Origin of the sequence: Deinococcus ficus, assembly GCF_003444775.1 — a bacterium.
GTDB lineage: Bacteria > Deinococcota > Deinococci > Deinococcales > Deinococcaceae > Deinococcus > Deinococcus ficus.
Window position 1 is genome coordinate 360,001 of sequence record NZ_CP021081.1, and the last position, 25,278, is coordinate 385,278.

27 protein-coding genes (1 of these 27 only partly in view) are annotated in these 25,278 nt (G+C 68.9%); 15 read left to right on the top strand and 12 right to left on the bottom strand.

All coding sequences use genetic code 11. The features are described from left to right. Positions 1–280: the 3' portion of a universal stress protein gene (locus tag DFI_RS01750; protein WP_022800404.1), read on the top strand. It extends 176 nt beyond the left edge of the window; only the last 280 of its 456 coding nucleotides appear in the window; its start codon lies off the left edge, out of view; it ends in the stop codon at positions 278–280. 62 nt (positions 281–342) lie between these two features. On the opposite strand, the gene DFI_RS01755 is transcribed toward DFI_RS01750, so the two are convergent. Genes DFI_RS01755 through DFI_RS01765 form a run of 3 tightly spaced genes read right to left on the bottom strand, consistent with a single transcriptional unit; the run spans position 343 to position 2,987 of the window. Continuing rightward, on the bottom strand, positions 343–1,341 hold the full coding sequence (locus DFI_RS01755; protein ID WP_244940295.1) for an LptA/OstA family protein: 999 nt from the start codon (positions 1,339–1,341) through the stop codon (positions 343–345). Between the two features lie 20 nt (positions 1,342–1,361). Further along, a complete protein-coding gene (locus DFI_RS01760) occupies positions 1,362–2,261 on the bottom strand; it encodes an LptA/OstA family protein (RefSeq protein WP_027463897.1) in 900 nt (299 codons plus the stop codon). Positions 2,262–2,291: 30 nt separating this feature from the next. Beyond that, positions 2,292–2,987, bottom strand: a complete 696-nt coding sequence (locus DFI_RS01765) for a hypothetical protein (RefSeq protein WP_022800401.1) — start codon at positions 2,985–2,987, stop codon at positions 2,292–2,294. A gap of 104 nt (positions 2,988–3,091) precedes the next feature. Here DFI_RS01765 and DFI_RS01770 point away from each other — a divergent pair, with 104 nt between their 5' ends. From DFI_RS01770 to DFI_RS01790, 5 genes are all read left to right on the top strand, one after another. Beyond that, a complete protein-coding gene (locus DFI_RS01770; protein ID WP_027463899.1) occupies positions 3,092–3,862 on the top strand; it encodes a TatD family hydrolase in 771 nt (256 codons plus the stop codon). Positions 3,863–4,095: 233 nt separating this feature from the next. Further along, positions 4,096–5,679: an Ig-like domain-containing protein gene (locus DFI_RS01775; RefSeq protein WP_027463900.1), complete on the top strand. Its 1,584-nt coding sequence runs from the start codon at positions 4,096–4,098 to the stop codon at positions 5,677–5,679. Positions 5,680–5,708: 29 nt separating this feature from the next. Then, entirely contained in the window at positions 5,709–8,402 is a 2,694-nt protein-coding gene (locus DFI_RS20905; RefSeq protein WP_027463901.1) for a S8 family serine peptidase, read from the top strand. Positions 8,403–8,724: 322 nt separating this feature from the next. Then, positions 8,725–10,824, top strand: coding sequence for a zinc metalloprotease (locus DFI_RS01785; protein WP_027463902.1), 2,100 nt, complete (start codon positions 8,725–8,727; stop codon positions 10,822–10,824). Positions 10,825–11,108: 284 nt separating this feature from the next. Beyond that, positions 11,109–11,561, top strand: a complete 453-nt coding sequence (locus DFI_RS01790) for a hypothetical protein (RefSeq protein ID WP_155864591.1) — start codon at positions 11,109–11,111, stop codon at positions 11,559–11,561. 4 nt (positions 11,562–11,565) lie between these two features. On the opposite strand, the gene cmk is transcribed toward DFI_RS01790, so the two are convergent. After that, positions 11,566–12,186 (bottom strand): (d)CMP kinase, encoded by a 621-nt coding sequence (gene cmk, locus DFI_RS01795; RefSeq protein ID WP_027463904.1) that lies wholly within the window; start codon positions 12,184–12,186, stop codon positions 11,566–11,568. Positions 12,187–12,256: 70 nt separating this feature from the next. Here cmk and DFI_RS01800 point away from each other — a divergent pair, with 70 nt between their 5' ends. Continuing rightward, positions 12,257–13,057, top strand: coding sequence for a peptidylprolyl isomerase (locus tag DFI_RS01800; RefSeq protein ID WP_027463905.1), 801 nt, complete (start codon positions 12,257–12,259; stop codon positions 13,055–13,057). Positions 13,058–13,117: 60 nt separating this feature from the next. Here the strand turns inward: DFI_RS01800 and obgE are convergent, their stop codons facing one another. The 4 genes from obgE to DFI_RS01820 all read right to left on the bottom strand — a co-directional run bounded on the left by obgE (position 13,118) and on the right by DFI_RS01820 (position 16,160). After that, positions 13,118–14,461: a GTPase ObgE gene (gene obgE, locus DFI_RS01805; protein ID WP_027463906.1), complete on the bottom strand. Its 1,344-nt coding sequence runs from the start codon at positions 14,459–14,461 to the stop codon at positions 13,118–13,120. A gap of 192 nt (positions 14,462–14,653) precedes the next feature. After that, a complete protein-coding gene (gene rpmA / locus DFI_RS01810; protein ID WP_022800392.1) occupies positions 14,654–14,929 on the bottom strand; it encodes a 50S ribosomal protein L27 in 276 nt (91 codons plus the stop codon). A gap of 11 nt (positions 14,930–14,940) precedes the next feature. Beyond that, the gene (gene rplU / locus DFI_RS01815; protein ID WP_022800391.1) at positions 14,941–15,243 is read right to left on the bottom strand and encodes a 50S ribosomal protein L21; all 303 of its coding nucleotides are present in this window, start codon (positions 15,241–15,243) and stop codon (positions 14,941–14,943) included. A 395-nt stretch (positions 15,244–15,638) separates the two neighbouring features. Continuing rightward, a complete protein-coding gene (locus DFI_RS01820) occupies positions 15,639–16,160 on the bottom strand; it encodes a DinB family protein (RefSeq protein ID WP_022800390.1) in 522 nt (173 codons plus the stop codon). Positions 16,161–16,241: 81 nt separating this feature from the next. Between DFI_RS01820 and DFI_RS01825 the strand changes: the two genes are divergently transcribed. The 6 genes from DFI_RS01825 (at position 16,242) to DFI_RS01850 (ending at position 21,086) form a co-directional block, all read left to right on the top strand. Continuing rightward, positions 16,242–16,604, top strand: coding sequence for a YkvA family protein (locus DFI_RS01825; protein WP_027463907.1), 363 nt, complete (start codon positions 16,242–16,244; stop codon positions 16,602–16,604). Positions 16,605–16,649: 45 nt separating this feature from the next. Then, positions 16,650–17,312, top strand: coding sequence for a response regulator transcription factor (locus tag DFI_RS01830; RefSeq protein ID WP_027463908.1), 663 nt, complete (start codon positions 16,650–16,652; stop codon positions 17,310–17,312). A gap of 19 nt (positions 17,313–17,331) precedes the next feature. After that, a complete protein-coding gene (locus DFI_RS01835) occupies positions 17,332–18,756 on the top strand; it encodes a sensor histidine kinase (RefSeq protein ID WP_027463909.1) in 1,425 nt (474 codons plus the stop codon). After that, positions 18,753–19,541, top strand: a complete 789-nt coding sequence (locus DFI_RS01840) for an NTP transferase domain-containing protein (protein WP_027463910.1) — start codon at positions 18,753–18,755, stop codon at positions 19,539–19,541. The genes DFI_RS01835 and DFI_RS01840 overlap by 4 nt, the downstream gene beginning before the upstream one ends. A gap of 107 nt (positions 19,542–19,648) precedes the next feature. Next, positions 19,649–19,885 carry a ferredoxin gene (locus DFI_RS01845; protein ID WP_022800385.1) on the top strand — a complete coding sequence of 79 codons (237 nt, stop codon included), beginning with the start codon at positions 19,649–19,651 and terminating at the stop codon, positions 19,883–19,885. 265 nt (positions 19,886–20,150) lie between these two features. Next, on the top strand, positions 20,151–21,086 hold the full coding sequence (locus DFI_RS01850; protein ID WP_022800384.1) for a magnesium transporter CorA family protein: 936 nt from the start codon (positions 20,151–20,153) through the stop codon (positions 21,084–21,086). A 21-nt stretch (positions 21,087–21,107) separates the two neighbouring features. Here the strand turns inward: DFI_RS01850 and DFI_RS01855 are convergent, their stop codons facing one another. The 3 genes from DFI_RS01855 to murI are packed head-to-tail and all read right to left on the bottom strand — an operon-like array spanning position 21,108 to position 23,125. Then, on the bottom strand, positions 21,108–21,530 hold the full coding sequence (locus DFI_RS01855) for a hypothetical protein (RefSeq protein WP_118375817.1): 423 nt from the start codon (positions 21,528–21,530) through the stop codon (positions 21,108–21,110). Beyond that, entirely contained in the window at positions 21,531–22,289 is a 759-nt protein-coding gene (rph, locus tag DFI_RS01860) for a ribonuclease PH (protein WP_043779267.1), read from the bottom strand. It lies immediately after the preceding gene. After that, positions 22,286–23,125 (bottom strand): glutamate racemase, encoded by an 840-nt coding sequence (gene murI, locus DFI_RS01865; RefSeq protein ID WP_027463913.1) that lies wholly within the window; start codon positions 23,123–23,125, stop codon positions 22,286–22,288. Before murI ends, rph begins: the two co-directional genes overlap by 4 nt. 73 nt (positions 23,126–23,198) lie before the next feature. On the opposite strand from murI, the gene DFI_RS01870 reads away from it, so the two are divergent. Then, positions 23,199–24,101, top strand: a complete 903-nt coding sequence (locus DFI_RS01870) for a LysM peptidoglycan-binding domain-containing M23 family metallopeptidase (RefSeq protein WP_244940296.1) — start codon at positions 23,199–23,201, stop codon at positions 24,099–24,101. Positions 24,102–24,165: 64 nt separating this feature from the next. Beyond that, positions 24,166–24,444 (top strand): hypothetical protein, encoded by a 279-nt coding sequence (locus DFI_RS01875; protein WP_027463915.1) that lies wholly within the window; start codon positions 24,166–24,168, stop codon positions 24,442–24,444. Between the two features lie 9 nt (positions 24,445–24,453). On the opposite strand, the gene surE is transcribed toward DFI_RS01875, so the two are convergent. Continuing rightward, positions 24,454–25,251 carry a 5'/3'-nucleotidase SurE gene (gene surE, locus DFI_RS01880; RefSeq protein WP_043779269.1) on the bottom strand — a complete coding sequence of 266 codons (798 nt, stop codon included), beginning with the start codon at positions 25,249–25,251 and terminating at the stop codon, positions 24,454–24,456. Positions 25,252–25,278: the final 27 nt, after the last annotated feature.

The following is a 25,278-nucleotide window of genomic DNA, read 5'->3' on the forward strand; positions in this document are numbered from 1 at the left end:
CGGCGTGACCGCCGCCACGCCCGACCCGGAACTGCTGCGCACCCTGGAGCACGCCGACGCCCAGCGCCTGAGCCGCATCGTGCTGGAAGGCGAGGACGCCGAACTGCTCACCGGCGACCCGGTCACCGGCATCCTCGACGCGGCCGAACGCTGCGGCGCGGACCTGATCGTGGTCGGCACGCACGCCCAGGGCGCCCTGGAGCACTTCTTCCTGGGCAGCAGCGCCGAGAAGATCGTCAGCCGCAGCCGCATCCCGGTCCTGACCGTCCGCCACCCCTGACCCAGGGGCAATAACTAAGGGCGCCCCGAGTAGTGGGGGCGCCCTTTCGCTGCGGCTGGAGATCAGGGGGTGGACGGTGTGGCCGGGCTGCTCTCCCCATCCTGGAATTCCCCGGTGATCGTGCCGCCCTCCGGTTTCACGGAGTACACCTCGTTCCGGTCCAGGTAGTACAGGATCACCCCGGCGCGGAACACGTCCTTGCCCAGCACGCTCTCCGCCGGCTGTTCCGGCGTGCCGTACAGCCGCGCCAGGTTCGCCGTGTCGTCGTACTCCACGCGCGCGGCCCTGCTCACGCGGCCGCCCTTGCTGCGCAGCTCCACGTTCCCGATCAGGACGGTCTTCTCCTCGTCCACGTTCACGTCGATCCGGTCACTCTTCCCACTCAGGGAATCCTCGCCGTTCTCCCGGGCGAACGTGATCGGTCCGTCAATGCGGGCCACGCCGTCCGTCTCGTCGTACACGAGCTTCTGGCCGCGCAACTGGGTTTTGCCCTGCGTCACGAACACGGTGTCCGGCGCAGGCTTTGGGCTGACCTCCACCGCGCAGCGGGCCAGCCGCTCCTTGGCGCCTTCCGGAACCTCGTCCAGGAACCGGGCCGTACCGGCACTGGCCTCCACCCGCCCATCTCCTGCCTCGCCGTTCTCGCGGGTCCGCTGCGTCACGACCGCCAGCGGAACGCGGATCACGTTCTTGTCGATCGTGATCCGTACTCCCTCAGGGCCAGTCTCACTGAACACTGCCACGCTCGGCGCGTTTTCCGGCTCGTCCTCCTGCGGGCCGCATAGGGCGAACACCCCGGTTTCCGCGGAGGCCGAGGTCCTCTGGATCAGGATCTCGCGGTCCTTGTCATCCTTGCCTTTGCGCACCAGCGACAGGCTGGGCGGGCGCTCCTCGCCGGCAGGCTCCGCGTCGGAGGCCGGTTCGCTCGGTTCCGCCTCCGGCTGTTCAGTCGGGGGCGCGGCCACCTGCGCCTGCACCCAGACTGCCGGTGACAGGGCGCCCAGAGTCAGACTGACTCCGAGCACCAGTCGGCCCAGCTGTTGTCGTGTGATGTGCAGCACCCGGCCTCCTTCCCCTGAGCTTACTTCTCGCTGCGCAGTTTGAACTGTTCCGCCGGGATCTTGAATGTCGCCACCTGACGCACGCGGGCCAGATCCGTCCGCTGCTCCAGGATGCCGGCCCGCACCGTGGCCTTGCTCTTGCTGTCCACACTCACGGCGTTCCCCACCACGTACGCCACGTCCTTCTTGTCGTCGTAGTACACGGCGTCTCCGGTGGTGGTCAGGTTGCCCTGCACGATCTTGACCTTGCCTTTCACGTACAGCGTCTTGGCCTTGGTCAGCGCCCGCACTTCCTGCCCGGTGATGGTGAGCTCCTTGCGGTTGCCCTTGGCGGCGCGGGTCAGGCTGGGGGTCCCGGTGAGCTGCGCGAGTTCCTTGTCCTCGTCGAAGACCAGCTTGTCGGCCTTGCCGCTCTGCGCGCCGTTGGTCAGGCTCACGCTGCCGGTGCTGGTGGACATGTTGTTGTCCACGTCCAGGCTCATCTGGGTGGCCTTGATGCTCACCGTGTCGCCGTCCTCCTTCTTCTCGGGCACGAAGGTGGCCTGCGCGCCGCCGGTCAGGATGCCGGTACCGTCCGCTTCGCTGTACACGAGCTTCTCGCCGCCGGCGGTCAGGCGGCCGCGGGTGACCTGCACGTTCCCGCCGAAGGTCGCGGTGCGCTTGCCCTTGGCTTCGACCAGCGCCTGGCCGCTGGGCGCGGTCAGGCTGGCCTGCTGGGATTTGATCTTCAGGGTGCTGACGGTGCCGGTGACGTTCCCCGTGTAGTTCCACGGGCCGGTGCGCATGTTCGACGCGGCGGACAGGGTGCCCTGAATGTCGATCAGGCGTTTTTGCACGGCGCCGGTCTGCGCGAGCACGCCGGTGAGGGTGGTGGACAGGGCGAGGGTCAGGAACACGGATTTGATGGCGGATTTTTTCATGGTGGAGGTCTCCTCAGGGGGTCGGTCGGTTCAGGGCGTGCGGGCGGGGACGCGCTGGCCGTTCAGGCACACTTCCGGGGCGTCCAGGTCCGCGCGCATGTGCACGGCGGCGTCTTTCAGGATGTTGAAGTCGTAATCCATGGCCAGCGGCTCGATGTCCGCGGTCATGGAGGCGCTGTTCACAGTGGCTTTCGGAGCGGTGAACCCGTACCCCTGCTCGATCTTCACGGGCTTGTCACGGGTGCCGGTCAGGACGATGTCGGCACACTCCTTCACGAGCTGCAATTTCGCCTGCGGCATCAGCATGTTGTCCTGACTGTCGATGGTGATGCCCTGCGCCAGCAGCCGGGCGTCCAGGTGCTCCTCGCCGCTGAACGCGCCGTCCGGGCCGCGGTCACGGAGCAGGCGTTCCCCGGTGCCCAGGCCGGTCAGGGTCGTCTCGCCCTTCACCGGGTCGTTCGTGACCTGCCGCGCGGTGAAGGTCCACACGGCGTCCTGGTCGCGGGCCGGGTACAGGTCCAGGCTGACGTCCTGCAGGGTGGCGGCCGTCTGCGCGCCGGCGCGGTTGCCGGTGGGCAGCAGCGTGAACAGCACAGAGGCACCCAGGATGCCCGCCAGGGTCAGGCCGCCCAGGCGGGTCAGGTTCACACCCGCCCGCGCCGCCGGCTGGGGCCGGATTTCCCTGCGCCTGGTGGGCGCTTCCTGGTTCTGCTGGGGCTGTGGCACGTCAGGCAATCTAAGGGCGCCCTTCATGAGAGTGGTGGGGTACAGCTGACTCGACATGGGAACTCACCCCGGCGCCCATTCGCGCCCCGGGTACGCTGTCTGACGTGATCGACACGCACTGCCATCTGGACTACCTGGACGACCCCGCCAGCGCCCGCGGGGAACTGGGCCTGAGCGCCATGGTCTGCATCGGCGCGAGCCCGGAACATGCCCGGAATGCTGTGGCCCTGGCCGAACAGTACCCGGACGTGTATGCCACGGTGGGCCTGCACCCCACCGATGCGGCCCAGGACAGCCCGGCGGCGCGTGCCGAACTGGAGGCCTTGCTCCGTCACCCGCGGGTGGTCGGGGTGGGGGAGAGCGGCCTGGACGACTACTGGGACGACACCCAGCGGCCCGCGCAGCTCGCCGCGTTCGAATGGCAGCTGGACCTCGCGCAGCGCCACGGCCACCCCCTCGTGATCCACACCCGTGACAAGGCCGGGCAGGACAGCGCCCACCGGGGCGTGATGGACGTGCTGTGCGCCTGGCCGGACGTGGCCGTGATCCTCCACTGCTTCAGCGGCCACCCCGCCCTACTGCATTTCGCCCTGGACCGCGCGGCCCCCACCTTCCTGGGCTTCGCGGGCAACACCACGTATAAGAATGCGCCCGACATCCACGCCGCCGCCCGCACCGTGCCCCTGGACCGTCTGCTGCTAGAGACCGACGCGCCCTTCCTCGCCCCCGTCCCGAAACGCGGCAAGCCGAACCGGCCCGGGTACGTCCGGCACACCCTGGAGTTCATCGCGAACCTGCGCGGCCTGGACCCGGCCGAACTGGAGCGCATGACGGATGCCAATGCCCGCCGGGTCTACCGCCTGCCGGGCCATTGAGCGACAGATCCTCCAGAGTGCCTGGCCTCTGCCCGGGGTCGTGAAGTCCCGGTGAGGAAAAAGTGATTTCCGCTTGCTTCTTCACGGAATCACAGCGTATTCTTCACGCTGTATCAAATCACGAAACTCACCTGAGTGAACGTCCTCGCGTTCCAGCCCACGCTCGTATTGATCCTCCGGCCATCCCCGGTGGTGTCAGACGGCCTGTCCTGTTCCCCGCAGAAGGAGACCCCATGAACCGACTTCGCATGCTTTCCGCGCTCACCCTGACTGGAATGATGCTGGCCAGTTGCGGCCCCACGGCCGACACGACTGCTCCCACCATCAGCCTGGACGCCACCCCGGCCACCGTCACCGCCGCGGGCTCCGTAAACCTCAAGGCCACCGCCACGGACGCTGGCGGCGTCAGCAAGGTCACCTTCTACCGGGGAGCCACGGAACTGTGCGTGGACACGACTGCACCCTACGAATGCACCACCACCGTTGCCGCTGCCGACAACGGCACGATCACCTACCGCGCCGTTGCCACCGACACTGCCGGCAACACCGCCGAGGCGACCGACAGCGTGATGGTGACCATCCCCGTTGTGGTGCCTGACACCACCGCCCCCACCATCACGCAGGTGGACGTTACGAGCAACAGCGTGAGCAGCTACACCGTGAACGCCACCGCGACGGACAACGTGGGCGTCAGCAAGATCGAGTTCTACCTGGACGGCGAACTGGTTAGCACGGACACCGCTGCCCCCTACAGCGCCGACCTGTCCTTCACCGCTGCCAGCAACGGTGAGCACACGGTTGTCGTCAAGGCGTACGACGCCGCCGGCAACGTCAGCACCTCCAGCCAGACCTTTACAGTCAACATCGACGCCACCAAACCCTCCGTGAGTCTCCAGGGCGCCCCGGTCACCCTCACCGAACCTGGCGACGTGACCCTGACTGCCACCGCCTCCGACGACCAGGGTGTGATCAAAGTCGAGTTCTACGACAACGGCACCCTGATCGCCACGGACACCGAAGCCCCCTACACCACGGTCCGCAGCTACACTGCGGCGGACAACGGCACCCACACCATGATCGCCCGCGCCTACGACGCCCAGGGCAACACCGCGGACGCCACCACTACCATCACGGTGGACGTGGACACCACCGCGCCCACTGTGGTCGGTGCCGCTGTGCCAAGCATCCTGACCATGCCCGGTACCGCCACCTTCACCGCCACCGCCACCGACGACCGTGGCGTGACCAAAGTCGAGTTCTACGACAACGGCACCCTGATCGCCACGGACACCGAAGCCCCCTACACCACCAGCCGGGCCTACGCGTTCGCCGACAACGGCGTGCACACCATCAACTTCAAGGCCTACGACGCCCAGGGGAACGTGGGCACCGAGAGCGCCATCGTGACAGTTGCGATCACGGACGCAAACGAACCCAACGACAGCATCGACCTGGCAACCACCCTGACCATTGGCGGTACGCCCATTGATGGAACGGTCGCTGGTCAGGGCCGCGACATGGATTACTTCAAGTTCGACGCGGCCGCAGGCGACATGCTCAAGCTGACCGTGAAGAGCGTCAGCGTGAACTCCGGCAGCACCCTCGACCCCTACGTTGAGATCCTGATGCCGGACGGCAAGACCATCCTTGAAAAGGATGACGACAGCGGCGTCGGCCTGGAGTCCGAAATCCGCTTCAATGCCCCCGCCACCGGCACCTACACCGTGATCGTGACCAGCTTCGACATCCACGACGACCCCGAAGCGGCTGACGACAAGGCCACCAACACCTACCAGATTGCCCTGACCCGCCGCTGAGCCCGTCTCAACTGTGAAGGAGTAAACCCGTGAAGAACACTGTCAAAATGCTCGGTCTGCTCAGTCTGTCCCTGGTGCTGGGCGCCTGCGGTCAGAACGCCACCACCCCCACTGCAGGCTCGGCCAAGCCCATTCCCGCTGCGCTGCGCGACGCCGGTCAGCAGAGCGCGAAGTGGTTCGTGGAACTGGAAGGCGACCCCACCAGCCTGAGTGGCCAGAGCGTCCTCAGCCAGCAGGCCACCTTCCGCACCCAGGCCCTCAGCCGCAGCATCCGCTATCAGGAAGTGCAGAGCTTCAGCACCCTGTTTAACGGCTTCAGCGTGATCGCCACCGGCGCTGAAATCAACCGCATCTCCCAGATGCCCGGCGTGCTTGGCGTGTACCCCATCCATGAAGTTCAGCTGCCCCCCACCGTGCGCGGCGAGAACGGCAACCTCAGCCCCGACATGTTCTACGCCACTGGCATGACCGGCGCTGACATCGCTCAGAACGAACTCGGGCTGACTGGCAAGGGCGTCAAGGTCGGCGTGATCGACTCCGGGATTGACGTGGACCACCCCGCCTTCCAGGGCCGCATCGTGGCCGGCTACGACTTCGTCGGTGACGACTATGGCAAGGACGGCAAGTACGTGGCCGTGCCCGACAACAACCCCGACGACTGCGGCGGCCACGGCACGCACGTCGCCGGGATCATCGGCGGGAACGACCCCAGCAACACGCGCAATGGTGTGGGCTTCAAAGGCGTGGCCCCCGACGTCAGCTTCGGCGCCTACCGCATCTTCGGCTGCTCCGGCAGCAGCTACGACGACGTGATCCTCGCCGCGATGGAACGCTCCTACACGGACGGCATGCAGGTCGTCAACATGAGCCTGGGCAGCGCCTTCGACAACTGGAAGGAAACCCCCCTCGCCAAAGCCGCCGACCGCCTCGTGAAGAAAGGCGTGATCGTCGTGGCCTCCGCCGGGAACAGTGGCGCCAACGGCCAGTACAGCATGGGCGGCCCGACCATGGGCGACCAGGTGATCTCTGTCGCATCCGTGGACAACGCGAAGATCGAGCTCGAGAGCTTCACCGTCACCCCCGACGGCAGCAAGATCGGCTTCTACGCCGCCACCGGCGCGCCCGCGCCCACCAAAGGCCTGGTTCTGCCCCTGACGAAGAATCCGGCGACCACCACGGCCACCACCAACGACGGCTGCACCGTGAACGGCGCCAGTCCCTTCGCGGCCAACAGCCTGACCGGCAAAGCCGTCCTGATCCAGCGCGGCACCTGCTCGTTCTACGAGAAGGCCAGCAACGCCCAGAAGGCCGGCGCCGCCGCCGTGATCCTGTACAACAACGCCGCCGGGTACATCAACCCCACCGTGGCCGGCACCCCCGCGATCACCATCCCCGTCGTGTCCGTCAGCAACGCGGACGGCAAGAAACTCGACGCGCTGCTCGCCCAGAACCCGACCGTCAACTTCGACGGCGGCATGGTCACGATCGCTAACCCCACGGGGAACGCCAGCAGCAGCTTCAGCTCCTTCGGGATGTCCGCCGACCTGGAATTCAAACCTGACCTCGGCGCGCCCGGCGGAAGCATTTACAGCACCGTGCCGCTCGAACAGGGCGGGTACGAGGTCATGAGCGGCACCAGCATGGCCAGCCCGCACGTCGCCGGCGCCGCCGCCCTGCTCCTGCAGGCCTACCCCAACACGCCGGCCAAGGAAATGCGCCGCACGCTGATGAACACCGCCTCGCTGCGCTCGTACCTGAACGGCAGCACCCTCATCACCGGCCTGCCCGACTACGTGCAGCGTCAGGGCGCCGGCATGCTGGACATCGTCTCCGCCTACACCAACGCCGTGAAGGCCACCCCCGAGAAACTCAGCCTGGGCGAGAGCGACACCTTCGCCACCCGCAGCAAGGTCGTGGTCCTGAAAAACACCGGCTCCCGCCGCGAGGTGTACACCGCCTACAACTACCCGGCCCTGACCATTGCCGGCACCACCCTGGCCCCCGCGCCCTCCCAGAAGTACGCCACCATGACCATCAACGGTCAGGACGCCAGCATCAGCGGCAGCGGCGTCGCCGTGGTTGTCCCGCCCTTCAGCGAAGTGGAACTGAACATTGTCGTCACGCCGCCCGCTGGCGCGCCCGACAAGGCCCAGTACGGCGGGTACGTGTACCTGGAAAGCACCACCAGCCCGAACCTCGTCGTGCCCTACGCCGGCTTCAAGGGCGACTACCAGTCCCTGGCCTCCTTCGGGAATCTGATCATCAGCGGCGCCACGTACAACGCTCCCCTCTTCGCGGACGACGGCGCCGACTCCCTGTACGAGGAAGGCGAGGCCGTGACCACTCCCATCGACTTCACCTTCAAGGACGTGACGATTCCCGGCACCACCACCACGACCTTTGACGCCCCTTACATCGTCGTGAACTTCGCTCACCAGATCCGCACGCTCAGCATGGAACTGCTGGACGCCAACGGCACGGTTGTGGACACCCTGTTCACCGAGGATTACGTCGGCCGCCACTGCACGAACAACCTGGCCAACGTCACCTCGTCCTGCCGCGCCTACACCACCCTGGACTGGGACGGCAAGCTCAGCAACGGTCAGGACGCTGCTGCCGGTGTGTACCAGCTGCGCCTGAAGGCCCTCAAGCCCCAGGGTGACGCGAGCAACCCCGCCCACACCGAGGTGTACACCAGCCAGCAGTTCACCGTCATCCGCTAAGTCCGGATAATCAATTGAAGAGGGCCGCTGTAGATTAGCGGCCCTCTTCGATTACTTGAATCTATCGCATAGGTCTGTAGTTAAAACCGATGAAAATATTAAAGCCTGAGCAAGGATTCAATGACTTTTGGTTGAGTGTCTTGAATCTTGACTCAGAAAGCGCACATGCCTGACACGAACATGAGATCAGGTGAGAAATTCCCTGTTTGGCGTGCTACGCTCTGCGGCACAGCTCTATAAAACCCCTCCAGAAGCCCTTGCAGAGCGCAGGGTTCCGTTCTTGGAGGCTTCAGCACTTTTTCTCATCTTGATGGAGGATCTCATGCACATGAAGCACTTCGGTATTGCCCTGCTGAGCGCAAGTCTGCTGGCTGCCTGTGGAAGCAACCCCAGCCAGCCGGCTCCCGGCACCGACACCGCTTTCGGGCGACTCAACACCCTGAACCCCGGCGCGCAGGCCAGCATTGACCAGAAGCTGAAGGTGAACATCGTCAGCATCGGGTACCGGCCCACCTCACCCGGTCAGGTGGTCGGTCCGCGTGACCTGAACTTCGACACCATGAAGCAGGAACTGCCCGCCACGTACCAGACCATCAACCGTTACCCCAGCTTCTACGGCAACAACGAGCTGACCGGCAACAACTTCGAGTTCGACTACAACTTCGTCAGCGCCTCGGCGGCGTTTGAGGACGAGTTCTTCAAGTTCCTGACCGACAACGGCACGGAAAAGGCCATCGTGCGGGACGGCGTGACCTACCTCAACATCTCCTCGGCGTACTACAACTGCCAGGACCCCTCGCAGGTGCAGGCGTTCCGCCCGGCTGGGGAGGACACCCCCGTGTACGGCTGCCTGCAGCCCGCAGGGAACGTGGCCCGCCAGATCACCGGGAACTACGAGGTGGACGGCGAGAAGGTCGAGCAGTGGCTGGCCGGCAACGCGGGCAAGATCGGCGTGGACACCACCGAGCACACCATCTTCCTGATCAACTGGTACGGCCGCCCGGACTTCAAGTTCCACAGCTACACCCATGAGCGTGAAGACTCGATCGAGACGGACACCGGCGTGAACTTCGGCGCGCGCAGCAGCCGCCGCACCGTCGCCTGGGGCGGCACGCCCAGCCCGGACCAGAACAACGCCAGGCGCGTGTGGTTCTACGACCAGTCGGCCAACCCGGACTACTGGACGGACGCCTGGAACATCAGCAGCGGCGACCTCGACGGCGACGGCTTCTACGACAAGCGCATGCCGCCCATCTGGGAGTACGGCACCCGCAAGGCCAGCGCCGCGTACGCCGAGAAGATCAGCAAGGACCTGGGCCTCGTGACCCGTTACGTGGGGATCAACCTGCTGTTCACGCCCAGCGCCCTGTACCGCGTGGCCCTGACGCCGCCCGACATGCCCGAGCACATCAACGTGGACTTCGCCCTGGAACAGGGCGTCGACGCCGTGGCCAGCGCGAACGTGATCCAGCCGCAGGTTGCGCAGGAGCGCCTGAGCGTCCTGAACCCCTTCGTGCAGTGGAGCAACAGCCTGCGCACCACCGCGCTCGACGGCGACCTCGCCGACGCTTACCGCTGCTTCTTCCCGCTCCCCACCGACGATGCCTGCTCCCCCGACTACGCCGACCCGGACGGCGAGCGCTTCTTCCAGCTGGCCCTGCAGGAAATCCGCGCCCGCGCCGCCCAGACGCCCGGCCAGTACAACCTCCCCACGTACCTGTTCAACGACAGTGACCCGGAAACCCCCAACTTCGGGCTGCTGGGGCAGGCCGTGAACGACGGCGTGACCGGCACGCAAACCATGACCCTGAACTTCCTGACGCCCGACCTGAACGCCGCCGGGTACGGGTTCACCGACACCGCCGTGCACGAGGGCGGACACCACCTCAGCCAGTCCCACCCGCACGACGGGTACGACAGCGAACGCAACGAGGACTACGGCCCCAGCGGTGACACCTGGTTCGTGAACACCGGCGACGAGGTGCACAGCGTCATGAGCTACAACAACCTCGCCAAGGTGTTCGGCCAGTTCAACCGGGACGCCCAGTACCGTTACCTGACCACGGCGTACATGACGAACACCAACGCCATCCTGACCCTCACCCAGAACGCCGGGAAGGTGGACGGCGTCCGGGGCGCCGTGCAGAGTGCCGACCAGACCTTCCAGTCTGCCGTCAACGCCTACCAGAACCGCCAGTACCAGAGGGCTGCGCAGCTCGCGCACAGCGGTTACCGTGCGGTGCTGGACGCTGCCCGCGCCGCCGGCGTGAGCGTGGAAGGCTACAAGTGGTACGACCGCGTGGACGCCCTGAACACCCAGAACGTCAAGGCGCGCGCCGTGAATCACATGCGCCCGGTGCAGGGGCCGACCCAGCGCCCCGAGGAAACCCCCGCCCTGCGCGCCAAGCGCCTCGCCCCCTGAGCATTACGCTCAGAGGAAACCAGGGAACCCGGTGCATCACCGGGTTCTTTCTGTTGGGGGCGCTGCACGTCAGACGGCCATCAACCCGAGCGCCCACACTGAAACCCTGCCCCGGCCCGCCGGGCCGGGAAGGAGGGAGGAACCCGATGCCACGAACGCTACAGTTTCGCCAGTTGCTCCTGCTGGGCGCCCTGGGTTTGCCGGGCGTCACGGGTGCCGTGCGTGTCCTGCCCGGCTCCCCCCTGACCCCGGCGCCCTTCACTCCGGCGCCTGCGGCGGTGCCCATGACTGAACCCACCCGCTGGTCCCCGCCCACCTTTGAACTGCTGGTCATGGTCCGGACCCTGCTGGACGTCACCCGGCAGGACGCCCAGGTCCTGACCCCTGCGGCGCCCGCGCTGCGGCCTGTGCTGGAGCGCCTCACCCGTCAGGCCACGCTGAGTCCCGCCGAGGCCAGCGCGGCCGTGCAGGCCCTGGACCGCGCCCTGAACGGCCCGCAGCGGGCGCAGGTGCGCGCCACCCGCCTGAAACTCGAGCAGCGGGTGAACCTGCAACTCTCCAGCAGTCGCCTCGCCCGCGGCGAGGGCTTCCCCGACGCGGTCACCCACCGTCTGGCGTTCCTGGTGCCGGGCGGGCAGGCCACGGTCGCCGCGGTGCGCCGGGACGCGCAGCTCAACCCGTTCCTGCAGGGCGGGCCGGCCAGCACCCTGCGCGCCCTGCTGCAGAACCTGCGCTAGGGCCTCAGGCCCGGACGGCGCGCAGGATGGTGGTGATCACCTCATCCAGGGTCATGGGGCCGGTGTCGAGCACCTGGGCGTCCGCCGCCGGGGCGATCTGGTTCGCGTCGAGTTCGTCCCGGCGGATCAGGGCGGCCTCGATGTCGGGGATGTCGTCGGGGCGCTCCTTCGCGCGGCGTTCGGCGCGGATGCGGGCGCTGGCGGTCAGGTAGAACTTGTGCTGCGCGTGCGGGAACACGGCGGTGCCCATGTCGCGGCCCTCGGCGACGAAGGGTTCCGGCAGGGCGCGCAGCTGGTCGTCCACCCAGGCGCGGACCTGCGGGTGCGCGGCGACCACGCTGACCCCCTTGTCCACGCGGGTGGAGTGCAGATCGTCCGTCAGCTCGCGGTCCGCCCGCCACACGCGGTTGCCCTCGGCGAGGGGTTCCAGGCGCACGGGATGGCTACTCAGGTGGGCGAGCAGGGCGCCGGGGTCACCGAGGTCCAGGCCGGCGTCCAGGCCCAGCAGGGTCGCGGCGCGGTACAGCAGGCCGCTGCTGACGTAGGGGATGCCCAGGGCGCGGGCCACGCCGCCGGACACGCTGGACTTGCCGCTGGCGGCCACGCCGTCAATCGTCACGATCATCACCCCTCAGTCTAGGGCCTGCGCGCAACACGGACGCGGCTCATCCCGCGTCCCGGTACACTGGAGGGGCATGAAGCACACTGTTCTGATCCTGACGGCCCTGCTGGCCCTCACGGCCTGCCAGAAGAAGGCCGAGACGACCACCGGCACCGACACGCCCGCGGCCGAAACCCCGGCGACGGACCCGGCCACCGAGACGCCCACCACGGATACGGAGGGCGAGTCCGCGGAGGCCGAGACCCCGGCCACCGATGCGGCCGCCGTGACCACCCCCGGTGCCGTGCCCGCCGGGTACACGGAAGTGCCCTTCCTGACCGAGGAACCCAAGCGGGACTTCACCGCCGAGCCGGACCTGGCCCTCACGGACGGGAAGGACTACTACGCCCTGATCGACACCAGCAAGGGCCAGATCCTCGCGGACCTGTACGAGCAGGAAACGCCCGTCACGGTGAACAACTTCGTGACCCTGGCCCGCAACCACTACTTCGACGGCATCCGCTTCCACCGCGTGATCGAGGGCTTCATGGCGCAGACCGGCGATCCCCTCAGCGTGGACGATGCCAAGAAGGCCGAGTGGGGCACTGGCGGCCCCGGGTACAGCTTCGCGGACGAATTCCGCAGCAAGCTCACCTTCAACAGCGCCGGCATTCTCGCCATGGCGAACAGCGGTCCCGCCACGAACGGTTCGCAGTTCTTCATCACGTTCGCGCCCACCGACTTCCTGAACGGCAAGCACACCATCTTCGGGAAGGTCGTGCAGGGCGAGGACCTGCTGCCCAAACTGACCCGCACCATGGACGAGAGCAACGCCGAGGTGCCCGGCGCGGTCGCGGACAAGATCCTCACCGTCCGCATCCTCACCAAGGGCTGACGCACGCAGAAGGAGGGCGAGGCTGGGGAACTTCCAGCCTCGCCCTCCTGATGGTGTCGGTTACCCGTTGTTGCTCTCGTCCTCGTCGAAGTACTCGAAGCGGTGCGTGCCGATCTCCACAGTGTCGCCCTCGCGCGCGCCGGCGCGTTTGAGCGCGTTATACAGGCCCTGGCGTTTGAACAGGTTGCCCAGGTACTCCGCGGCGTCTTCCAGGTACCGGGAGAAGCGGGTGATGCGTTCCTCGAAGCCGCCGCCGTGCACTTCCCAGACCCGTTCGGGTTTGCCGGTGCTGACGATGCTCACGCCGCGCGCCGGGGGGTCCTCGCGGAACACGAGGCGCAGCGGTTCCTCGCGGACCTCGTCGGATTCGATGTCCAGCGCGTGCGTCTGCGCCCACAGCTCCCGGTCGGGCAGCATCTGGAAGACCGCCTCGCGCAGCTCCGGCAGGCCCGCGCCTTCCTTGGCGCTGACCGGCAGGACCGGCAGGCCGAACCCGGCGAGTTCGTCCACGACCATCTGCGTGATGTCGGCGTCCACCAGTTCGGTCTTGTTCAGGGCGATCAGGGACACCTGTTCCAGCAGGGTCGGGTCGTAGGCGCGCAGTTCTGCCTGCAGCTGTCCCAGTTCGCCCACCGGGTCGCGGGTGACGTCCAGCACGTAGATCAGCAGGCGGGTGCGGCTGATGTGCCGCAGAAACTCCAGGCCAAGGCCCTTGCCCTCGCTGGCGCCCTCGATGATGCCGGGGATGTCGGCCAGCGTGAAGCGCTCGTCCGCGGGCGTGCCGTGCGAGTCCAGGCGGTCCACCACGCCCAGGATCGGCGAGAGGGTCGTGAACGGGTAGTCGGCGATGGCAGGGTTCGCGCGGGACAGCGCGGCCAGCAGGCTGCTCTTCCCGGCGTTCGGGTAACCGACCAGGCCCACGTCCGCGATCAGGCGCAGTTCCAGCCGCACGCGGCGCTTCTGCCCGGGCGTGCCGAGTTCCGCGAAGCGCGGCGCCTGCCGGGTGCTGCTGGTGAACGTGCTGTTGCCCCGCCCGCCGAAGCCGCCGCGGGCGATGACCTTCTCCTGCCCGACCCGCACGAGGTCCGCGATGACCTTGCCGCTGTCCTCGTCGAAGGCGGTGGTACCCACCGGCACGTCGATGTACACGTCCTCGCCGTCCGCGCCCTGGCGCAGGCGCCCCTCGCCGTAGGCGCCGTTCGGGGCCTTGAACTTGCGTTTCCCGACCAGGCGTTCCAGTGATTCCACGCCCTCGATGGCGCGCAGCACGATGCTGCCGCCCCGCCCGCCGTGCCCGCCGTCCGGGCCGCCTTTTTCCAGGTACTTGGCCCGGTGGAAACTCATGCTGCCGTCCCCGCCGTTGCCGGCAGCGACCTCAATATTCAGTACGTCTCGAAACGCCATGCAGGCACCTCCTGCGAGTGCTCGCGCCGCGTGGGCGCGTCGTCAGTTGAATGGGGGAGCGGCGCCGGAGTCCGCTCCCGGTTGTGCCTCACAGCATGCCACGCCGCCCACCGGGGCGGAGACCGGGCGGCCCTGGACACGCGAAACGCCCCGCCCGGTCAGCGGGCGGGGCGTTTCACTGCACGCCGGGGTTCAGTCGGCGGCGACTTCGGTCTGGGGCACTTCGATGCTGATGAAGCGGCCGGTGCGGCCACGGTTGGTGAACACGACCTTGCCGGCTTCCAGCGCGAACAGGGTGTGGTCGCGGCCCATGCCCACGTTCGGGCCGGCCTTGAACTTGGTGCCGCGCTGGCGGACCAGGATGTTCCCGGCCAGCACCTGCTCGCCGCCGAACTTCTTGACGCCCAGCATCTTGGGCTGGCTGTCACGACCGTTCTTGGAGGAACCTACGCCTTTCTTGTGAGCCATGTCAGGTCACCTTACCCTTTGATTCCGAGAATCTTGATCGCCGTGAAGTCCTGACGGTGACCGGTGCGGCGGCGGTACTGGATGCCGCTCTTGTACTTGCGGATGTAGATCTTGGGGCCGCGGCCGTGCTCGACCACTTCGGCGTTCACGGTGAACTTGCCGGCGGCGTCGCCGAAGGCGTTCTGGTCGCCGCCCACGAAGATGGGGGTCAGGTCCAGCTTGTCGCCGGCCTCGCCCTTGAGGCTCTCGACGCGGATGACGTCGCCTTCCTGCACGCGGTACTGCTTGCCGCCCGTCTGAATGATTGCAAACATGCTTCTGCTCCTTCCTTGCCGCCCGGCCACCGGAACGCTGCCGGGGGGACGTCACGACCTGCATCGCTGCTCCGGTCTTTCCTGCTTCGCGCCCCTGCCTGATTCAGGCAGGTCACCAAGCAAGAACTGTACCACAACCGGGCGCGGTGGATCATGGGGGAACACGCCCGAACCGGAAGCGAAATCCGAGAACGGGTGGGCAGGCAACAGCGCAGGCCCGGGGGGCCCTTGGAGTGTGTTGCGTGCGTGTTCCCGTTCTGTAAACGTGTCCTCGCGGTACACGTGGACTCGCGATTGCCCAGGGGCCTGGGCGCGAGCCGGATTCCTGAAACCTCCGGGCGGCTAGAGGGCCGCTGCGACCACGAAGTATAGCAGAAGGCCTGCGGCCTCCGGGCTCAGCCCATCACGGACAGGTAGGCCCGCCAGGGGCCGACGGCGTCCCGGTACGTGCGGGCCATGGTGCGCGACACCTGCACGAGGTGCGCCAGATCATGGGCGGTCCAGGTGGCGATCAGCTGGCCCAGCGTGACCGGCCCGAACTCCGGGTGCCGGCCGGTGCGCGCCAGGTCCGCGGGCGTCAGGTGCAGGGCCCGCACGGCCGCGACGTTCTCCCCGCGCAGGCGGGTGAACTCGGCCAGCAGGTCGTCCACGCTGCGGTGCCCGTTGGCGTTCAGGTGCGCGAAGCGGTCGAAGGGCGCGAACGTGCCGGCCTCACCGTGCTCCAGGATCACGCGCAGCCGCGGCAGCCAGTTCACGCGTTCACCGTCCACCAGGTGCCCCAGCACGTCGAAGGGACTCCAGGTGCCCTCGCCCTCGTTCGCGTGCAGCCACCCCTCCGGCAGGCCGGACAGCAGGGCGGTGAGGGTGGCGGGCGTGCGGTCCAGCAGGGCCAGCGAGTGCTCCAGGTTCACGTCCATGCGGGGGGGCCTCCAGGGGGTGGGATTGCCCTTCAGTGTAGGGCGCCGCAACCCGCCGGGGCCCTCCCGCGTACTGGGAACGTGATCGCCCGTGTTCGCTTCATCTGGCGGGACGCCCTGGCGCTCCTGTACGCCATCCGTGACCACCGCACGCCGGGCCGCGCCCGGGGCGCGGCGGCCCTCGCGCTGCTGTACGCCCTGAGCCCGGTGGACCTGCTGCCGGACGTCGCGCCGCTGCTGGGATGGGGGGACGACGTGGTGATCGTGCCGACCATCCTGGCGCTGGCCGCCCGGTCCCTGCCGGCGCCCGTGCTGGCCGACGCCCGCGCCCGCAGCGCCCGGCTGGGCCGCCGCCTGCCCTGGCTGCTGCCGGCCCTGGGTGCCGTGCTGGTGCTGGGCGTGGCGGCGCTGATCTGGGGGCTGGTGCGGCTCCTGGGCGGCTGAGGGGCGCTCCAACGCCCCCTTAACCGGCGCGCCTAGACTGTCCCCATGCGCCTGCTGTTCGTCGAGGACGACCCCCGCATTGCCGAACCGACCGCGGACGCCCTGCGGGAGGCCGGGTACGCGGTCACCTGGGCGCAGACCGGCCCGGCGGGCCTGGAAGCCGCCATGCTGGGCGAGTACCCCCTGATCGTGCTGGACGTGATGCTGCCCGGCCTGGACGGCTTTCAGATCGCGCGGGAACTGCGCGAGGGCGGCGTGGATTCCGCGATCCTGTTCCTCACCGCCCGCGGCGAACTCACCGACCGGGTGGAGGGCCTGGACCTGGGCGGCGACGCGTACCTCGTCAAGCCGTTCGCGGTGCCGGAACTGCTGGCGACCCTGCGCGCCCTCGCGCGGCGCGAGCGGGGCCAGGGCGCGTCCCGCGTCACGTTCGCCGGGGGGCGCGGCACGCTGGACACTGTGGCCCGCACCGTGACCTGGGACGGGCAGGAGGTCGCCGTGACCGGCCGCGAGTACAGCCTGCTGGAAGTACTCGCGCAGGCCCCGGAACGCTGGTTCACGCGCGAGGACCTGCTGGACCGCGTGTGGGGCCCCGAGTTCGGCGGGGAGGCGCGGATCGTGGACGTGTACGTGCGGTACGTGCGGCGCAAACTGGCGCCGGAGGCGATCAGCAGTGAACGCGGCCGCGGGTACCGCGCGGAACGGTGAACGTGCCCCGGAGCCTTCCGTGAAGCTGACGCTGCGGGCACGCTTGGCCCTGTGGGCGGCCCTGGCGACCGGCGTGGCGGTGCTGCTGGTCGCGGGCGGGCTGTACTTCTCCGTGAACGACCTGCTGCGCCGCGCGCAGGAAGACCGGCTGCAGGGCAGCGTGACCGCCCTGCAGACCCGGCTGGAGGACGCCCTGCGGCGCCAGCCGGGCGCGGACCTGCTGGGGTACACCATCACCCCGGACCTGCTGGAACGCGTGGCGGATCAGGACGCGAGCACCCGGAACGTGGAGGTGCGCGTGCTCGTCCCCCAGGGCGGGCAGTGGGTGGTCGTGGCGACCACCGCGCGCTTTCCCGAGAACCTGAACGACCTGCGCGACCTGCGCCGGCCGGGCATCTTCGTGTCCGGCTCGCACCTCACGCTGTTCCGGCCCCTGCTGCGCGGGCAGGCGCTGATGCAGGTCGCGTCGGACGCCCGCGTCCTCGGGGACGCCGAGCGGGCCTTCACCCGCGCCCTGAGCGCCCTGCTGCCCCTGGCGCTGCTGCTGTCCCTCCTGATCGGCTGGATCGTCGCCGGGCGGCTGCTGCGCCCCGTGCGCGCCCTGGAGAACGCCGCCCGGCAGGTCGGCGAGGGCAGCGACCTGCGCCGCACGCTGCCAGGCGCCCATGAGCGCGACGAACTCGGGCGGCTGGCCTACACCCTCCAGAGCAGCTACGCCCGACTCGCCGACGCCCGCGACCGCGAACAGGCGTTCCTGCGCGCCGCCGCGCACGACCTGCGCAGCCCCCTGGCCGCCCTCACCGCCCGGGTGGAAGGCAGCCTCGCGCGCGACCGAGACCCGGACCGCTACCGCGCGGACCTGCGCGAGATCGGCACCGACATCACCCGGCTCTCCACCCTCGCCAACCACCTGCTGCTGCTCGCCCGCGACCCGGGCGCCATGCAGCACGCCCCTGTCCCCCTGCGCGACCTCGCCGCGGACGCCGTGGACCGCGCCCGCGAACTCGGCGAGCAGACCGGCGACCTCGCCGACGTGGACCTGATCGCCCCGACCCCCGTGACCGTGCCGGGCGACCGGGTGCTGCTGGGCCAGGCCATCTGGAACCTCACCGTGAACGCCGTGAAACACGCCCCCGGCGCCACCGTCACCGTGACCGTCGAATCTGCCGGCACTGGCGCCCGCGTGACCGTGCAGGACGACGGCCCCGGCGTGGACGCCGCCACCCTCGCCCGTCTGGGCGAGGCGTTTTACCGCCCGGACGCCAGCCGCACTGCCGACCCCACCGGCACCGGCGGCCACGGCCTGGGCCTCGCCCTGGCCCGCCGCGCCGCCGACCTGCACGGCGGCACCCTCACCCTGGACAGCGCGCCCGGCCGGGGCTTCCGCGCCACCCTGACCGTCCCCGGAACGCCCCCCGCCAACCTGCTACGCTCGGCCCGATGACCCCTCCTGAAGCCCTGGTGACCGCCCCGCGCTGGAGTGCCGTGGTGCTGGGCGGCGGCGACCCCGGCGACGCCTTCGCCGCCGCGCACGGCGTGAGCGTCAAACCCCTGATTCCCCTGCGCGGCCAGCCGATGGCCGCGCACGTCCTGCACGCCCTGAGAGGCAGCGGCCGGGTGGGGCGCGTCGCGTACGTCGGCCCCACCACCCCCGAGATCGACGCCCTGGTGGACGCCCGCGTCACCGACCACGGCAGCCTCCTCGCCAACCTGGAAGCCGGCGTGCAGGCCCTCCAGACCCTCGGCCTCGCCCCCGGCGAACGCGTCCTGATCGCCACTGCCGACATCCCCATGCTGCAGGCTGCGCACGTGCAGGACGTGCTGGACGCCGCGCCGGACGCCGCCCTGGTGTACCCCGTCGTCCGGCGCGAAACCTGTGACGCCGCCTACCCCGGTGTGAAACGCACCTACGTCAAGGTCAAAGGCGGCACCTTCACCGGCGGCAACCTCTTCCTGCTGGACCCCGCCCTGATCGGCCAGTTCCTGCCCCGCCTGCGCGAGGTCCTCGCCGCCCGCAAGGCCCCCCTGAAACTCGCCGGCCTGATCGGCCCCGGCGTCCTCCTGCGCCTCCTCACCGGCCGGCTCACCGTACAGAAACTCGAGGAGAAGGTCAGCGAGATCCTGGGCGTCCCTGCCCGCGCCCTGATCACCCCGCACGCCGCCGTGGGCACCGACGTGGACAAGGACAGCGACCTCGCCCTCGCCGAACGCCACCTGCCGCCCACCTGACCCCCCAGAAACCGGAGTGCGTCACTCAGGTTAGACGCCGTTCCAGATGAGTAAACGCCCCCGCCCGCGCCCTTGCGCCCCCCCAGAGGCGTGTGCATACTGTCCCCATGCCCCATGTCATCACCAGCCCCTGCATCGGCACGAAGGACCAGGCGTGCACCGAAGTCTGCCCCGTCGAGTGCATCTACGACGCCGGTGAAATGCTCCTCATCCACCCCGACGAGTGCATCGACTGCGGCGCCTGCGTCCCCGCCTGCCCCGTCGCCGCCATCTTCCCCGAAGAAGACGTGCCCGCCAGCGAACAGGAATACATCGAGAAAAACCGCGCGCACTTCGGCCTCTGAACCCCGCGCCCCGCAGCCCCCGGCCCCGGCCGGGGGCCTTGTCATGCCGCGCCCGCCCGGGTGGTTGCCGCCCCCCCACCCCCACGGCTAGGATGAGCCCCGCGCCGCGCCCGCGGCCGTCCCCGCACAGGAGGTGATGACGTGAACGAGCACCAGCCCGACCAGGACCCCCCCAGTCGCCTGCCGACCCCCGGCCTCACGCCATCACCCCACCGGAGGACGCCATGCGCCACCCCCACACCCAAGTAACCCCCGGGGTCCACCCATGCTGACGTACTACCGCAGCATCGGCGGGAAACTCACCACCGTCGACGGCTACCTCGACGGCTGCTGGATCAACGCCGCCGACCCCACCGCCGAGGAACTCGCCCGCATCAGCCGCGAAACCGGCCTGGACCTCGACTACCTCAGCTACCCCCTCGACCCGGACGAACGCTCCCGCTTCGAACGCGACGAGGGACAACTGCTGATCATCATGCAGACCAGCTACCGCCTCGCCGAGGACAGCGACATCCCCTACGACACCGTCCCCCTGGGCATCCTGCACACCGACCACTGCATCGTCACCGTGTGCGCCCTGCCGGAAAACCCCGTCATCAAGGACGTCCTCAGCGGCATGGTCCGCCGCATCAGCACCGTCAAGAAAAACCGCCTGACACTGCAACTCTTCCTGCGCAACGCCCAGCGCTTCCTGATCGACGTCCGCCAGATCAACAAACGCGTGGACGCCATCGAGGACAAACTCGAGAACAGCCAGCAGAACCGCGAACTGCTCAACCTCCTGAAACTCGAAAAGAGCCTCGTATACTTCCTCACCGGCCTGAAAGCCAACGAGGCCATGATGGAACGCGTCAAACGCGACCGCATCTTCGAGATGTACGAGGAAGACAGCGAACTTCTCGACGACGTCCTCATCGAGAACCTCCAGGCCATCGAAATGGCCCAGATCGCCAGCAACATCCTCACCAGCATGGCCGGCGCCTTCGCCAGCGTGATCAGCAACAACGTCAACCAGGTCGTGAAGGTCCTCACCGTCACCACCATCCTCGTCGCCATCCCCACCCTGGTCACCAGCATCTTCGGCATGAACGTCCCCGTGCCCTTCGCCGACGACAGCAGCGGCATCTGGATCGTCCTCGGCATCGCCACCCTCGTCTCCGCCCTCATCGGCTTCCTCTTCTACCGCTGGAAAGTGTTCTGAACGGAGAAGCTGGAATGACTCTCAATCTGGGACATGAATGATCAATGGCGGTTCTGGCGGATCTTCCGGCCAACTCATAAGCTCAATGACTTGCCGAGCTTCGGCGCGCACCCTGGACCACCAGTGATTCTCAAACAGGGCGTCCGTCAGCCAAAGTTTCTGGTCCTGAAGTTGCGTCATATCGGCGAGCGTTGCGTCAAGTCGCTTGAGGGCGGCCAATTGGCTGGGCTGACAGTCCTCCAGGCAACCGTCCCGGAGGGCTGGCACATACCAGCTATCAAAGTCGATTGCCAACTCGTCCCCGGCAATGGGCGAGTGGCCGGTCGAGATGACCTGAACTGAGGCAGGCTGTGCCAGGGCGCGCACGCTCAACTGCAAGAACTGGAGCGTGACTGTGCCATCATCCATGTCAGTTGGCCCACCAGCCGGCAAATTCTCCTCCATTCACATTCCCTGAATAACGGCCAGTTCCCGGGCGAGTTGGCCCATGACGCCCTGCACGGCGGTGACGCCGGTGGTGAGGAGGGTGGTGTACTCGTCGTGGGTGATGGGGCCTTCCTCGGCGCCGCCCTGCACTTCGATGATCAGGCCGGTGTCGGTGGCGACGACGTTCAGGTCGGCGCGGGCGACCTTGTCCTCGGCGTAGTCGAGGTCCACGCGGACTTCGTTGCCGATCAGGCCGACGCTGATCGCGCCGACGTTGTGGGTGATGGGCCACTCGCTGAGTTTGCCGGTGTTGATGAGGGTGTCGAAGAAGTCGTGCAGGGCGGCGTGCCCGGCGAGGATGCTGGCGACGCGGGTGCCGCCGTCGGCGACGAGGACGTCGCAGTCGACGTAGATGGTCTGGTTGCGGAAGTGCTTCAGGTCCACGCCAGCGCGCAGGGCGCGGCCGAGGAGGCGCTGGATTTCGTGGCGGCGGCCGTTCTGGAGGTTGCGTTCCCTGGCCTGCCGGTCGGTGGTGGCGCGCGGCAGCATGGAGTATTCGGCGGTCAGCCAGCCTTCTTTTTTGCCGCGCATGTGCGGGGCGGGTTTGTCGTCCAGGGTGATGGTGGCGAGAATCTCGGTGCGGCCCATGATGAGATGGGCGCTGCCGGGCGCGTGGGGGTTCACGCCGCGTTTGACGCTCAGGGGCCGGGGTTCGAGGAGGGTGCGGGCGTCGCGGGGGGGCAGGTCGGGGGTTTTGCCGGACTGGGGGGTGGTCATGTGGTGATCGGCTCGATTCTGAGCGGGGGGGCCGCCCGGGTGGATTTGTTCCCATTGTGACCGCTGGGGGCGGTGAGGGTGGCGATGACGGGCCGCGCGGCGTCCGGGTCGCCGGTGACGAGGTACGTGGTCTGGCCGGGGGTGGGCTGGTCGTGGAGGAGCCCGGCGCGGTCCAGGGTGTTGCGGGTGTGGCGGGCGACGGCGGCGCCGCTGTCCACCAGGGTGAACTGGTCGCCGAATTCGGCGTGGATGCTGCCTGCCAGGAAGGGGTAGTGGGTGCAGCCGAGGACGAGCTGGTCGGCGCCGGCGTCCGCGACGGGCCGCAGGATCGCGCGCAGGACCTCGCGGGTGCGGGCGCTGCCGGCCTGCCCGGCCTCCACGAGGGGCACGAGTTCGGTGCTGACGGCCTTGAGGACCTGCACGCCGGCCGGGTCGGCCCACTGGGCGATCACGTCGGCGAGGAGGGTGCCGCGCAGGGTGCCGGGGGTGGCGAGCACGCCGACCACGCCGGTGCGGGTGGCCTGCACGGCGGGTTTCACGGCCGGCACCAGCCCGATGATGGGGATGCTGAAGCGGGAGCGGAGGTGGTCGAGGCTGAACGCGGAGGAGGTGTTGCAGGCGTTCACGACGGCTTTCACGCCCAGTCGGTGCAGGGCGGTGATGGCGCGGTCGGTGAGGGCGCGGATCTCCTCGTCGGGGCGGGCGCCGTAGGGGACGTGGGCGGTGTCGCCCAGGTACAGGATGTCCTCGTGCGGAAGTTCCCGCCTCAACTGGGCGAGGATGCTCAGGCCGCCCACTCCACTGTCGAACACGCCCAGCGGCGCACCGGAAGCCATGCCCTCCAGTGTAGGGGAGACGGGCGGGGGCGTCCCACGCGTCTCACCTCTCGTCGTTTACGCTCGGGGCATCGTGAGGAAGGGTGTGGTGGCTGGGGTGCGTCGTCTGGTGCTGGGGGGGGTGCTGCTGTGCGGAGCGGCGGGGGCGGCCACGCCGTACCGCGTGCAGGCCGGGGACACGCTGCTGGGCATCGCGCTGCGGGCGGGCGTGAGCGTGAGTGCCATCCGCGCGGTGAACCCGGCGCTGCGGGCGTCCTCGACGGTGCAGCTGGGCCGCGTGATCCAGATTCCGGACCGGTCGGCGCCCGCGACGACGCACACGGTCACGGCCGGGCAGAACCTGACCGTGATCGCCCGGAAGTACGGCCTGACCCTGACGCAGCTCGTGCGCGCCAACCCGAAGTACGCCAGTGGGCGGCCGGTGCCGGCCGGCGCGCGGCTGAGCATCCCGGCGCGGCAGGTGCCGGTGTACCTGACGACCGGCCGGGACACGGTGGCCCCCGCCGCGGCGCGGCCCGCAGCCCGTTCCACCCGGGTGGTGACCACGCCCGCCGCCACCGCGCGCTCCGCCTCTCCGCGCTCGTCCGCGGCCTGGCTGTGGCCGGTCACGGGGTACACCACCGTCTCCAGCGGCTTCGGCGGCCGCACCCTGGAAGGCGAGGGTGAACAGCATTACGGCATCGACATCGTGGCGCCGGTGGGCACGCCGGTCCGGGCGGCGCGGGCCGGCCGGGTGCTGGAATCCCGGCCGGACTACCAGCGGGGGTGGGGATGGACGGTCGTGATCGAGCACCCGGACGGCTGGATCACCCGCTACGCGCACCTGAGCGCGAACCTGACGAAGCAGGGCGAGTGGGTGGTGCGCGGCCAGCCCATCGGCCGGGTGGGGGATACCGGGCGCAGCACCGGGCCGCACCTGCACTTCGGCACGTACCTGCGCTGGAATCCCCGCGACCCGATGAGCCTGTACCGCTGACCCGGCTGCCTGCCGGGCGGACGTCCCGGATGAAGACGGGCGGCAGCGGATACCCTCAGGGCCGATGACCCCTGACGCCGACCCGCCCCGCGCCGCCACGCCGGACTTCGTGCACTACGCCGAACTCAAGGGCGAGGACGCCCTGGCCCGACTGGACGCCTGGGCCGCGACCCTGTCCGCGCAGCCGGGCTTCTCAGGTGCGGAGGTGCTCACCAGCCCCGCGCAGCCGGGCCTCGCGCTGGTCGCCAGCCGCTGGACCGCGCCGGTTCCGCCGCTGGCCCTGCCGGACGGCGTGAAAGCCTGGGTGTTCGTGGTGCAGGCCAGCGTCACGCCGCGCGCCTAGCCCCCGGCGTTACAGGGCCGGAGTGAAGGCCGCCACCTCGGCCAGCAGGTCCCGGGCAGTCAGGTCCAGGCGCACCGGCGTCACGCTGATGAACCCGGCCTCCACGGCCCCGTCGTCGGTGTCCAGGTCCTCCAGGTCCCCGGCGCGGCTCTTGCCGGCCACCCAGTGGTACTCGCGGCCCTCCGGGTCCTGCCGGGTGATGATGCTGTCCTCCCAGCGGTGCTGCCCGACCCGCGTGACCCGCACGCCCCGCGCCTCCCCGGCGGGGAAGTTCACGTTCAGCAGCACCCGCGGCGGCAGGCCGCGCGTGAGCACCTCCCGCACGAGCTTCGCGGCGTACGCGGCGCCCGCGGCGAAGCTGTACTCGCCGTCCGGGCGGCCCAGCTGGCTGAAGGCGATGCTGGGCACGCCCAGCGCGAGGCCCTCGATGGCGGCGGCCACCGTGCCGCTGTGCGTGAGGTCCTCCCCGACGTTCGGGCCGATGTTGATGCCGCTGATCACCAGGTCCGGCGTGCCCAGCAGGTGGTAACCCAGTACCACGCAGTCCGCGGGCGTGCCGTCCACCCGGTACGCGGGAATGTCGCCGAAGCCCGCCGAGGCGGTGTGCTTGAAGCGCAGCGGCCGGCGGATGGTGATGCCGTGGCCCACCGCGGACTGCTCCACGTCCGGGGCGACCACGACCACGTCGGCCACGTCCGCCACGGCGAGCGCCAGGGCCTTGATGCCGGGGCTGAAGATTCCGTCGTCGTTGGCGACCAGCACGCGCGGGCGGCCGGTGCGGTCCTGCGGGTAGGCGGGCGAGTTCATGCCCGGCAAGGTAGCGTGCCGGGCGCC

What these genes read in the sequence shown, in the direction of transcription:
- obgE (WP_027463906.1), bottom strand. Translation starts at nt 14,461, where the DNA reads ATGGCGTTTCGAGACGTACTGAATATTGAGGTCGCTGCCGGCAACGGC.
- DFI_RS01800 (WP_027463905.1), top strand. Translation starts at nt 12,257, where the DNA reads ATGAAGCACACTGTTCTGATCCTGACGGCCCTGCTGGCCCTCACGGCC.
- DFI_RS01850 (WP_022800384.1), top strand. Translation starts at nt 20,151, where the DNA reads ATGCTGACGTACTACCGCAGCATCGGCGGGAAACTCACCACCGTCGAC.
- DFI_RS01845 (WP_022800385.1), top strand. Translation starts at nt 19,649, where the DNA reads ATGCCCCATGTCATCACCAGCCCCTGCATCGGCACGAAGGACCAGGCG.
- DFI_RS01855 (WP_118375817.1), bottom strand. Translation starts at nt 21,530, where the DNA reads ATGGAGGAGAATTTGCCGGCTGGTGGGCCAACTGACATGGATGATGGC.
- DFI_RS01790 (WP_155864591.1), top strand. Translation starts at nt 11,109, where the DNA reads ATGACTGAACCCACCCGCTGGTCCCCGCCCACCTTTGAACTGCTGGTC.
- DFI_RS01875 (WP_027463915.1), top strand. Translation starts at nt 24,166, where the DNA reads ATGACCCCTGACGCCGACCCGCCCCGCGCCGCCACGCCGGACTTCGTG.
- murI (WP_027463913.1), bottom strand. Translation starts at nt 23,125, where the DNA reads ATGGCTTCCGGTGCGCCGCTGGGCGTGTTCGACAGTGGAGTGGGCGGC.
- DFI_RS01775 (WP_027463900.1), top strand. Translation starts at nt 4,096, where the DNA reads ATGAACCGACTTCGCATGCTTTCCGCGCTCACCCTGACTGGAATGATG.
- rpmA (WP_022800392.1), bottom strand. Translation starts at nt 14,929, where the DNA reads ATGGCTCACAAGAAAGGCGTAGGTTCCTCCAAGAACGGTCGTGACAGC.
- surE (WP_043779269.1), bottom strand. Translation starts at nt 25,251, where the DNA reads ATGAACTCGCCCGCCTACCCGCAGGACCGCACCGGCCGCCCGCGCGTG.
- DFI_RS01785 (WP_027463902.1), top strand. Translation starts at nt 8,725, where the DNA reads ATGCACATGAAGCACTTCGGTATTGCCCTGCTGAGCGCAAGTCTGCTG.
- DFI_RS01820 (WP_022800390.1), bottom strand. Translation starts at nt 16,160, where the DNA reads ATGGACGTGAACCTGGAGCACTCGCTGGCCCTGCTGGACCGCACGCCC.
- DFI_RS01830 (WP_027463908.1), top strand. Translation starts at nt 16,650, where the DNA reads ATGCGCCTGCTGTTCGTCGAGGACGACCCCCGCATTGCCGAACCGACC.
- rplU (WP_022800391.1), bottom strand. Translation starts at nt 15,243, where the DNA reads ATGTTTGCAATCATTCAGACGGGCGGCAAGCAGTACCGCGTGCAGGAA.
- DFI_RS01840 (WP_027463910.1), top strand. Translation starts at nt 18,753, where the DNA reads ATGACCCCTCCTGAAGCCCTGGTGACCGCCCCGCGCTGGAGTGCCGTG.
- cmk (WP_027463904.1), bottom strand. Translation starts at nt 12,186, where the DNA reads ATGATCGTGACGATTGACGGCGTGGCCGCCAGCGGCAAGTCCAGCGTG.
- rph (WP_043779267.1), bottom strand. Translation starts at nt 22,289, where the DNA reads ATGACCACCCCCCAGTCCGGCAAAACCCCCGACCTGCCCCCCCGCGAC.
- DFI_RS01760 (WP_027463897.1), bottom strand. Translation starts at nt 2,261, where the DNA reads ATGAAAAAATCCGCCATCAAATCCGTGTTCCTGACCCTCGCCCTGTCC.